This is a genomic window from Holtiella tumoricola (assembly GCF_027857615.1).
Lineage (GTDB): Bacteria > Bacillota > Clostridia > Lachnospirales > Cellulosilyticaceae > Holtiella > Holtiella tumoricola.
This window is the reverse complement of the sequence record NZ_JAQIFT010000057.1, coordinates 92,921-103,155: the sequence shown is the minus strand read 5'-3', so window position 1 is coordinate 103,155 and position 10,235 is coordinate 92,921. Positions and strand designations below refer to the sequence as shown.

Sequence of the window (10,235 nt, the reverse complement as noted above, 5' to 3'; positions counted from 1 at the left end):
AGAGGCTACTATTAAGTAGCCTCTTTTTGTAGTTATTTAAAAGAGTAAATAAATACTTAAAATTGAATGAAATAAAAAGAATAATATGTATTGTTAAAAATATTTTGAGGATATACAATAGAATTGAGTTCATAATCATTAAAGTCATTTAAAAGGGGAGAATGGATATGGCTGATTTTTTAAATAAATTTAAGAAAACATTAGATAAGGGTGTAAATACAGTTTCTATTAAATCTAATATTCTTATGGAAGTAAATAGGGTTAAAAGTAGTATTAATGTACTTAACCAAGATGTGCAAAAGCAGAAAAATGATTTAAGTGATCTATTTTATAAAATGTATTTACAAGGGTCAATCAATATAGAAGCATGTAAAACATTTTGCCTCAAAATTCAAGAGTTAGAAGCTGAGATTAAAATAAAAGAAAATGAAATAGAAGATATTAGACAAAAAGAGGAATTACTTCTACAAGAAGCAAGCAAAAAAAGAGAAATAAAAGAAGAAGTACATTTTCCTATTACGCCTCAAGTTAGTCCTGTAAGTCAAAGTGAGTCTATTAAAATATCTAAGGAAGTTATAGAAGAAGAAAAAGAAGCTGAAGAGGATAATAAAAAAGTATGCTCTTGTGGGCAAGTTATAGATGCAGGGGCAAAATTTTGTAGTGGATGTGGTATGAAGATAGATTAAGTAGTATGTAGGGGGAGGCCAATGAATAAAAAAGGAACACATATTAGTATTATAATCATATGTATTGTTATCCTTTTAGGTGGTGGCATATTAGCAAAAGATACAGTGCTAGCGACTATATCACCCACCATTTTTCTGGGAAAGGCTATTAAGAATACAGATGATAAATTAATTGAAGAAAGCGAAATAGTAAAGGAAGTATTTCAAAAGCAATTTGTAAATGGAGTGGGGTATCAATCAGATACACAACTTCAGCTAATTTCAGTTGCCCAAAACGGTACAAGGCTTGAATTAAAAGAAGCTTTGACTAATATGATTTTACAAATTACGCGAGCAACTAGAGAAGATGAAAGTCTAATAGATATAAGTCTGCTTAATCAACAAATATGTGCTATAAAGGGGAGTTGCTATACCAATAAAGATCTTTTTGCACTTAAGCTAGAACCTTTTGTTAAGGATTACTATACGATTCAAAAAGCTACATTTGTTGAGGATTTTAATAATTCAGTGGTTAGAAAATTGACAAGGCTACCTGAACTTGATGGAAGCTTTGATTTTGAAACATTAGATGTAGAACATGAAAGTGATTGTTTCAATGAAGCTTTAAAACTAATTATTAAAAAAGAAGTTAGAGAAATGCAGATAAGCTCTCTGGGAAAACAGAAAATAGATGATGAGAATTACTTTTTGTTTAATGTGACTATAGAAGAAATTACATTGAAAAAAGTATTATTAGAGGTCTATGACCTTGTTATGACTGATAGTATTTTTCAAGAAGCCATTAAACAGCAATTACTTGTCCAAAATGATGATAAAGATACAAGTATAGAAGAACAGTATGAAGCATTTTATAATACAGGAGAAAAAAGGTTAGGAGAATTAAAGTTTAAGGATGGAATAACATTTAAACTATTAGTTAATACCAATAAATATATTACTCAAATAGAATGTGCAACTAAAGTGGAGGGGTTATATGATCAAGCCAATGTAAAGGGGAAACTTAGCTTTGGCAGTAGTCATTACTTAACCGATGATATTGAAATAGAATTTATAGTAGAAAATGAATATGACCAAATTCAAATGTTTATCCAGTCAGAACACAATTATGGAGAAAAGGAAGAAAAGAAATTCCAAACGGTAAGTTGGAATATAGGAAATAATAAAGAAAAATTTTTGGATATGAATTATAGATGGATCTATAATCCTAACATAGAAAATGATAATTTTACTTTAAAATATAAAGTTGATATAATGCAGAGACTTGCACTTAGTATAGATATACAAGGTACTTACATAAGTAATAGGGATGAGAAATCTGTATCTATAGATAGTAATTTATTAAAGATAGGTGTAAAAGATGGTTATAATAACTTTGAAATAGAGTTAAAAGGCATAAGTTACATACAGGCATTAGAGCAGATAGAGCTAGTGATACCAGAAAGTGAAAAAGAAGTACTTAAACTTTCAGAAAAAGAGCTCTTTAAATTGGTGTTTGAGGTATATGGTAATGTACATAAAGCTAAAAACGTATGGAAGCAATTATAATTACTAATATAATTTGATCTATAGTTTAAGCGTTCTGAACAAATGAGTTATTTTTATATGGTGAGGAGGAGTGGGCTTAGATGAGCTCACTTATTTTTTGTGTGCTAACTGAGATGTTAATTGGATAAGGGAGAATATGGTAGAAGGTGAAAGTTGAGGAAGCTAAGAAAGAAATGTTGAAAAATTTGTAGAACAGACGTATAATTAATCGCAATGAAAATTTGCAGTAAAGGACGTGAAAGAATGACAGATTTAGCTGAACTTAAAGCAAAGGGAATTATTGCACAGAAGCAAGAAGGATATTTTGTACTTCGTTTTTTAAGCGATGCAGGGTATTTTACAGTAGATGAAATGACGAGTTTATCTGAAGTAGCAAGTAAGTATGGTAATGGTGAATTAGGACTTACAAGTCGTTTAACTTTAGAAATCCCTTATATAAAACAAGAAAATTTAGAAGAAGTATTAGCATTTTGTAATGAGAAAAACTTAAGGATTGGCGGCGGTGGTCCCACTGTTCGAGCAATCTTAACTTGTAAGGGGACAGTGTGTAAACATGGGTTAGCAGATACAAATCGTATTACACGTGAGATGGACAAGCGCTTCTTTGGTCGTAAATTGCCGGGGAAATTTAAAATTACAGTATTAGGTTGTCCCAATAGCTATGGGAAAGCACAAGGGAATGATTTAGCATTTCTTGCAGTGAAAGGTGTAGAACTTATAGAAGAGGTATGTATTCACTGTAAGAAGTGTGTAAAAGTTTGTCCAGATGATGCTTTTAGAGTGGATGAAAAGTACTTAGCATTAGAAAAAGAAAAATGTTCTAGATGTGGGAAGTGTATTCCGGAATGTCCAGTTAATGCATTAAAAAGTGATAAAGTAGAATTTTTAGTGTTTTTAGGGGGAAGACTAGGAAGAAAGTCAAGACTTGCAATACCTTGTAAAGTAAAAGTTAAAGAAGATGAAATATATGAAGTTACAGAAAAAGTATTAGCTTTTTATAATGAGCATGCAGGTAGTGGTGAGCGTTTTGCAGAAGTGATTGAAAGAATAGGACTTGAAGTAGTAGAACAAGCGCTATTTAGTTAGGAGGTTTTATGTCTAGTATATTTAATAAGTATTTAGAAATCATTAAGACATTACCGATCAAAAAGAGTTATACAAAAGAAGATATTCTTATTCCAGAACTTTTAATAGAAGAAGTAAAAGATGTAAGCCTTTATTATTGTACACATAATGAGTATATGAATTCCAATGCAAAAATCTTTATCGTAGGGATTACTCCTGGTTTCAATCAGATGAATAAGTCGCTTGTAGCGGCAAGAAAGTGTACTGAGGAAGGTGTGTCAAAAGAAGAAATCCCTTATATATGTAAGAAAGAGGCCCGATTTGAGGGCAGCTTAAGAAAAAACATTATTAGTATGCTTAATGAGTTAGAGTTACAAAAAAAATATGGGCTTAACGATTCATCCCAGTTATTTGGTGATCATGATTACTTGTTGCATACAACCTCTATGATTCCTTATGCTACTTTTGTCAAAGGTAAAAACTATACTGGCCATCAACCACCTCTTCTAAAGAATGAATTACTCATGAAATATATAGAAGCGTATTTTTATCCTCAATTAGAGATCTTAAAAGATGCTTTAATTATACCACTAGGAAAAAGCGTTGAAGAAGTATTAGTGAAGTTGATAGAAGCTGGAAAGTTAAAAGAAGAGCAGTGTCTATTAGGTTTTCCTCATCCCTCAGGAGCAAATGCACATAGGCATGAGCAGTTTGCTACACATAAAGAGACAATGATGAAGAAAATTAAAAATTACAAAATGCCACAAGAAATTCAAGGATAATCTGAATTTCTTGTGGCATTTCATATTATATAAGACGTTGTCTATCTATAATAATTTGTGCTTCTAGTGAGTTATTTTGCTGTTCCCCAATACTATATGAATAATGTTCATGGTCTTTATCAGTATTAATAATATGATGACCAAGAATAGAATTGATATTCTTTTTAAAATAGCAAATAACCCATAATATAAACTTTATTTTCAAAATAGTGCCTCCCGATGGCCCCCTTTCAGTTTTACATAGTCTCTAAATGATACAAACTTATTTTTGGACACAAAAAAAGCGCGACAGCAGTGTCACGCTCATAATGGACTTTAGAATAAGTTAGAAGGTAGTAAGCCTTTTTCATTTAGAGGTAGAACTGATGGGAGTGTTAATGTATTTGGTTTTGTTTTTGTTAAAGTGCCTGTTACAGCCATTCTTAATTTCATCATCATTTTTACCTCCTTCATAATTTTTGATAATATAATATTAAAATAATTCAGTTAAAATGTAAATAGGAAGTTTGAATTGTTACACAAATGTAATATATTCATTCTTAATGGTGACGGCAATGATCATGGCTACAAGTGTGTGTATGGTTAAGTGCTTGTAGTGATTGGCATTTATTATGCCCGTGGTGAAGGTTACCATTATCAATACAAATACAGTCTTGGGTAGTACTATCTACGATTAAGAAATTTGGAGCTGAACCAAAGTGCCCATAAGGTATGCTTTGTAGGTCGTTAGCTTGATTGATTGGAAAACATATTTTCATTATAAATCCCTTCTTGCTTGGAATGACAGCAACTTTTAGTGCAACTTTCTTTGAGGGGATAAGAAGTATGTTGCTTCATAGTACTAGGACATCTTAACTCATCTATAAATTTAGATAAAATATTAAGTGTGTTGGGGTTAAGAGTATAATGAATACGATAACCTTGTTTGGCATCTATAATAATCTCGGCATATTTGAGAATTTTAATATGCTGTGTTACAGCAGTTGCAGAAATGTTAAGATGTTTAGAAATACCTTTTGTACACACATTTTTGTGAGCAAGTAATAAAGGATGTGAAGTCTTGTCTCGTCAGAGAGTGCTTTGAAAAGCTGAATAGGATTAACCATACTGCCTCCATTTAATTAAGTGATTACTTAATTAAATTATAGAATTGTTTTTGAATAAGAAAGAGAAGTGTAAAAAATAAAATATAAATATGAAACTCGAACATTATGATTAGATACAAAAAATAGTTCACAAATATAAAAGGCTATGCTATAATAAAATCGACTTATGTATACATATATTATATCGTATAAATTTGGTGATAAGGACCGAAGGTTTCTACCTACTTGCCGTAAATAAGTAGACTACGAAATGTTCACCTTCCCAATGAAATATAAGAGGAAGAGGAAAAAGAAAAATATGGGAAAAGAAAGTATTTATGAGTTAGATGGCAGAGTGCCTTTGAAAAAAGCTATACCATTAGGGATGCAACACGTTTTAGCTATGTTTGTTGGAAATGTTTCACCACTTATTATTGTATGTGGTGTCATGAGTATTCCAGCAGAACAAAAAGCTGCTTTGATGCAAAATGCCATGTTTATTGCAGGGCTTATTACATTGATTCAACTTTATCCACTAGGTCGTATTGGAGCAAAGCTACCCATTGTTATGGGTACAAGTTCAGGATTTTTACCAACTGTACAAGCTGCAGCTGGAAGTTATAGTTATGGTGCCATTATGGGTGCATCTTTTACAGGTGCAATCCTTGAGATTATATTAGGTTTCTTTATTAAACCACTTAAAAGATTCTTTCCACCTGTTGTAACAGGTACAGTTGTTATTGCTATTGGTTTTTCACTTATTCCTACAGGAGTGAAATTCTTAGCAGGAGGAATTGGGGCAGATGACTTTGGATCTTTATCTAATTTATTTTTAGGATTCTTAGTTATGTTCATTATTATAGGTTTAAAACAATTTACAAAAGGATTTGCAAGTGTTTCAGCTATACTAATAGGAATTATTGTAGGTTATATTGTGGCTGTTTTCATGGGAAAAGTAGATTTTAGTGGTGTTACAAATGCAGCATGGTTTAGTATGCCACAACCATTTATGTTCCCATTTGAATTTAAAATAGAAGTTATTATACCAATGTGCATTATGTATATTGCAACAGCAGTAGAAACAGTAGGGGATGTTTCAGGTATTACTATGGGTGGCCTTGACCGCGAACCAACGGATAGAGAAGTAGGTGGTAGTGTACTTGCAGATGGATTTGGAAGCGCTATTGCAGCGGTCTTTGGAGTACTTCCAAATACATCATTTAGTCAGAATGTTGGTCTTGTAAGTATGACAAAAGTAGTTAACCGTTTTACAATTATGACAGGTGCGATTTTCCTTATTTTAGCAGGGTTTTTCCCTAAATTAGGAGCAGTTGTAGCAGCTACACCACAATCAGTACTTGGTGGTGCAACAGTTATTATGTTTGCCATGATTGCAGTAAGTGGTATGCAACTTGTATTTAAACAAGATATGAGTGGACGTAATGGAATGATTGTTGCTATTGCTTTAGGATTAGGTTTAGGGTTAGGCAATGTGCCTGATGCACTTCAATATTTACCAGAATGGGCAAGATTAATCTTTGCACAAAGTGGTATAGTTGTGGCATTTTTAGTAGCGGCAATTTTAAACTTTATCTTACCTAAAGATGAAAAAATAGATATAGCAGAATAAGCAAACTTGCTAGGTTAGAGCTGACCTAGCAAGTTTTTTTGTATATTTGAAGTATTTCAATGCTATAAGAATAATGATATACTAGTATCTAATATTAAAAAATGAAATATACACTAGAGAGGAATTTAATATGGGGGAATATAATGTATCCATCTTTAATATTGCTTATTCTGTGGGAAAAATAGCTGATTTAGTAGATTCTCAGCTAACGGGGCATCATAGAAGAGTAGCATATATTGCAGGTAGGATAGCGGAAGAGCTTGGGCTAACCACACAGGAACGAGATGAGATGGTATTAGCTGGATTAGTTCATGATGTAGGGGCATTATCAACTCAAGATCGTGTAGATATTTTTGACTTTAAAGGAATAAATGGGGGGATTCATGCGGAAAAGGGCTATAAGCTTTTAAGTATATTAGAATCATTTAAAGATGTTGCAGTACATGTACGGTATCATCATATAAGGTGGGATGAATATCCTAAGCAAGAGGAAATGTTAGGGGGGAATATATTATATTTAGCTGATAGAGTAGATGTATTAGCTCAGCAGCAAAGTAATATTTTGCTAAAAAGTGAAGAAATAAGAACACAGATTATTGAAGAACGTGGTAAAATGTTTAATCCTAAAGTAGTAGAAGCTTTTATGAGGATTAGTAAAAATGAAGCTTTTTGGCTAGATAGTATGAGTGCTATGATATTGGCACCTAGATGTGAATATTATAAAAACATAGCCTTTACAGAAGATGTTATGATTCAAATGGGGCTATTCTTTTCACAAATAATTGACTTTAGGTGTAGATTTACGGCAACTCATTCAAGTGGTATTGCAGCAGTTGCAAGTGAGTTAGCAAAGTTAAGAGCATATAGTCAATATGAATGTACATTAATGCGATTTGCAGGGTTTGTTCACGATATTGGTAAGTTGGCAGTACCGATAGAAATTATTGAAAAACCAGATAAGCTTACAGATGAAGAATATAGTATCATGAAAATACATCCCTATTATACTTATCAGATTTTAAGTCATATAGAAGGAATAGGAAAAGTAAAAGAGTGGGCAGCATACCACCATGAAAATATAAAAGGAACAGGATATCCATTTGGAATACAAGATAGTGGATTGGATGAGGGCTGTAAAATTATGAAAGTAGCAGATATATTTACAGCATTAACAGAAGAAAGACCCTATAGAGAACCGATGAAATCAGAAAAAGTATTAGAAATTTTTAAACGTGTTGAGCAAGATGAAGAAGATGAGGAATTTAGTTGTTTAGTGGAAGTACTGAAGCAGAACTATGATAATTTAGTTGCGATACGTGAGGCAGCTCAAAGGGATGCAATACGCCGTTATCAAGTATTTATTGAATAGCTAATAAAAGGACTGTCATTAAACAGCCCTTTTTATTTGGATAAATGGCATTTTAAGTTTAGAAATAAGGAGTAAATGATATGATTATTTTATTAATAATGTGTTTAGGTGTAGCATTGGGAGCTTACATCTTTCCTGAAAAATGGCAAGTACATAATAGTAAAGTTCAGGTTATAAGTATTGTAATACTCATTTTTTGCATGGGTGTTACACTCGGGAGTAATGAAACTTTAATGGATAAATTGTTAGGGATGGGATTACAAGGCTTACTTTTTGCAGTTATACCAATTATCCTATCAGTTATTGTTGTATATATATTGACCAGGTTATTTATGAAGGAGAAAAAAGATGATCAAAGCAATAATGATTAGTTTGGTTTTAGGTGTGCTTTATGCAACTGTAGGTTTGGGAAATGAACAAGTTGAATTTTTTAGTAGTCTTTCAGATATTACATTAGTTATTTTAATGTTCTCAGTAGGAATTAGTGTAGGAGCAAATAAACAAGTTTTCAGTAAGATTAAAGAACACCATATAAAAATATTACTTATTCCAGTAGGAATCATATTAGGGTCTATATTAGGTGGTGTGGTATGTAGTAAACTTATGGATATGCCACTTAATACAAGCGTAGCCATTACATCAGGGCTTGGATGGTATTCGTTATCAGGTGTATTATTAACAGACTTAGCAGGTGCAGATGTAGGGACAATAGCATTTTTGGCAAATTTATTTAGAGAAATTTTATCTTTTATGATAATACCTATTGTAGCAAAATACTGTAATCCTTATACAGCTATTGCACCAGCAGCAGCTACAAGTGAAGATACGACTTTGCCAGTTTTAATCAAGTATACAAGTGAAGAAGTTGTCGTTATGGCAGTTATTAATGGGGTTATTTGTTCAATGATGGTACCTATATTAACTAACTTCTTCTATAGTGTCCTATAGTAGATTGCTTACATTATATGAGAAGGAAAGGTTTAGTTTATGGTAACAAAAATATTATTTCTTATTATTGCAGGATTTCTTGTACTAGGAGGTATGGATTATTTAATAGGTAATCGATTTGGGCTAGGAAGCCAATTCAAGAAAGGATTAGAAGCAGTAGGTGCATTAAGCTTAAATATGATAGGGATTTATATGCTAGCACCGATTCTAGCACAGGGGCTTATTGTTGTATTAGAACCTATTGCCCATTTGTTTAAGATAGATCCTTCTATTATACCAACTACATTTTTAGCAGTAGATATGGGAGGATTACAGTTAGGAAGGCAACTGGCCTATACATCAGAAATGGCAAGCTTTTCCGGAATTATATTAGCATCTAATTTAGGAGCAACTTTAAGTTTTTCTATTCCAGTTGCTTTAGGTATGATTAAGAAAGAGGATTTGCCCTATTTTTTAAAAGGATTGGTTGTAGCAATTATTGTTATACCTATCGGAAACTTTGTAGGAGGACTGGTACAAGGTGTACCTTTAGTTACTCTTATTATTAATAGTATTCCATTATTTTTACTAAGTATTATATTAGGATATTGCACAATTAAATATACAAATGCAGTTGTGAAATTCTTTACTGCATTTAGTAAGTTGATTACTACGATAAGTGTACTAGGACTTATTGCAGTAGGAACATCTGTTGTACTAGGTATAGACTTTTTGCCAGCTGCTATGCCGCCATTGCAAGAAGCAGCGGAAGTCGTAGTAAGGATTGGATTATTCTTAGCAGGGGCATATCCAATGCTTTATTGCTTGCAAAAAGGGTTGCAGTCAGTAACCAAACCATTAGCCAATAGGCTACAAGTTAATGATATAACCATTGTAGGAATGATAGGTGCATTAGCAAGTAATCTATTAACATTTGGTGATTTAGAAGAGATGGATAAAAAGGGAAAGGTTGTTGCAAGTGCATTTGGAATAAGTGGCGGGTTTATGCTAGGGGGGCAGTTGGCTTTTGTAAGTGCAATGGAAGAACGTATGATTATACCTTTTTTAACGTCTAAAATAATTGCAGGTATTTTAAGTGTAATTATTGCTGTAAGGCTATATAATAAAATTAAAGATTGATAAATT

General features: G+C 32.3%; 11 protein-coding genes, 1 pseudogene and 1 riboswitch. Of the genes and pseudogenes, 9 read left to right on the top strand and 3 right to left on the bottom strand.

Translation table 11 applies throughout. The features are described from left to right. Nucleotides 1-167: 167 nt before the first annotated feature. From PBV87_RS15785 to PBV87_RS15770, 4 genes are all read left to right on the top strand, one after another. A complete protein-coding gene (locus PBV87_RS15785) occupies nucleotides 168-686 on the top strand; it encodes a hypothetical protein (protein WP_271012894.1) in 519 nt (172 codons plus the stop codon). Between the two features lie 21 nt (nucleotides 687-707). Beyond that, nucleotides 708-2,231 (top strand): hypothetical protein, encoded by a 1,524-nt coding sequence (locus PBV87_RS15780; RefSeq protein WP_271012893.1) that lies wholly within the window; start codon nucleotides 708-710, stop codon nucleotides 2,229-2,231. A gap of 213 nt (nucleotides 2,232-2,444) precedes the next feature. Further along, nucleotides 2,445-3,317, top strand: coding sequence for a 4Fe-4S binding protein (locus PBV87_RS15775; protein ID WP_082238779.1), 873 nt, complete (start codon nucleotides 2,445-2,447; stop codon nucleotides 3,315-3,317). 8 nt (nucleotides 3,318-3,325) lie between these two features. Beyond that, entirely contained in the window at nucleotides 3,326-4,078 is a 753-nt protein-coding gene (locus tag PBV87_RS15770) for a uracil-DNA glycosylase family protein (protein WP_271012892.1), read from the top strand. A gap of 25 nt (nucleotides 4,079-4,103) precedes the next feature. Here the strand turns inward: PBV87_RS15770 and PBV87_RS15765 are convergent, their stop codons facing one another. The 3 genes and pseudogenes from PBV87_RS15765 to PBV87_RS15755 form a co-directional block, all read right to left on the bottom strand. Then, complete coding sequence (locus PBV87_RS15765; RefSeq protein WP_053984700.1) at nucleotides 4,104-4,283, bottom strand: hypothetical protein; 180 nt, start codon at nucleotides 4,281-4,283, stop codon at nucleotides 4,104-4,106. A gap of 334 nt (nucleotides 4,284-4,617) precedes the next feature. Next, the gene (locus PBV87_RS15760; RefSeq protein WP_271012891.1) at nucleotides 4,618-4,836 is read right to left on the bottom strand and encodes a NifB/NifX family molybdenum-iron cluster-binding protein; all 219 of its coding nucleotides are present in this window, start codon (nucleotides 4,834-4,836) and stop codon (nucleotides 4,618-4,620) included. After that, a pseudogene (locus tag PBV87_RS15755) lies at nucleotides 4,805-5,110 on the bottom strand (ArsR/SmtB family transcription factor); the annotation flags it as partial. The gene PBV87_RS15760 and the pseudogene PBV87_RS15755, both read right to left, overlap by 32 nt. Before the next feature lie 238 nt (nucleotides 5,111-5,348). Next, a riboswitch (purine riboswitch) is annotated at nucleotides 5,349-5,450 on the top strand. A gap of 32 nt (nucleotides 5,451-5,482) precedes the next feature. On the opposite strand from PBV87_RS15755, the gene PBV87_RS15750 reads away from it, so the two are divergent. The 5 genes from PBV87_RS15750 (at nucleotide 5,483) to PBV87_RS15730 (ending at nucleotide 10,229) form a co-directional block, all read left to right on the top strand. After that, the gene (locus PBV87_RS15750; protein ID WP_053984699.1) at nucleotides 5,483-6,793 is read left to right on the top strand and encodes a uracil-xanthine permease family protein; all 1,311 of its coding nucleotides are present in this window, start codon (nucleotides 5,483-5,485) and stop codon (nucleotides 6,791-6,793) included. A 130-nt stretch (nucleotides 6,794-6,923) separates the two neighbouring features. Next, nucleotides 6,924-8,162, top strand: a complete 1,239-nt coding sequence (locus PBV87_RS15745; protein WP_271012890.1) for an HD-GYP domain-containing protein — start codon at nucleotides 6,924-6,926, stop codon at nucleotides 8,160-8,162. 80 nt (nucleotides 8,163-8,242) lie between these two features. Then, nucleotides 8,243-8,533, top strand: a complete 291-nt coding sequence (locus PBV87_RS15740; RefSeq protein ID WP_053984697.1) for a LysO family transporter — start codon at nucleotides 8,243-8,245, stop codon at nucleotides 8,531-8,533. Beyond that, nucleotides 8,511-9,110 carry a LysO family transporter gene (locus tag PBV87_RS15735; protein ID WP_053984696.1) on the top strand — a complete coding sequence of 200 codons (600 nt, stop codon included), beginning with the start codon at nucleotides 8,511-8,513 and terminating at the stop codon, nucleotides 9,108-9,110. The genes PBV87_RS15740 and PBV87_RS15735 overlap by 23 nt, the downstream gene beginning before the upstream one ends. A 39-nt stretch (nucleotides 9,111-9,149) precedes the next feature. Next, the gene (locus PBV87_RS15730) at nucleotides 9,150-10,229 is read left to right on the top strand and encodes an ethanolamine utilization protein EutH (RefSeq protein ID WP_271012889.1); all 1,080 of its coding nucleotides are present in this window, start codon (nucleotides 9,150-9,152) and stop codon (nucleotides 10,227-10,229) included. Nucleotides 10,230-10,235: the final 6 nt, after the last annotated feature.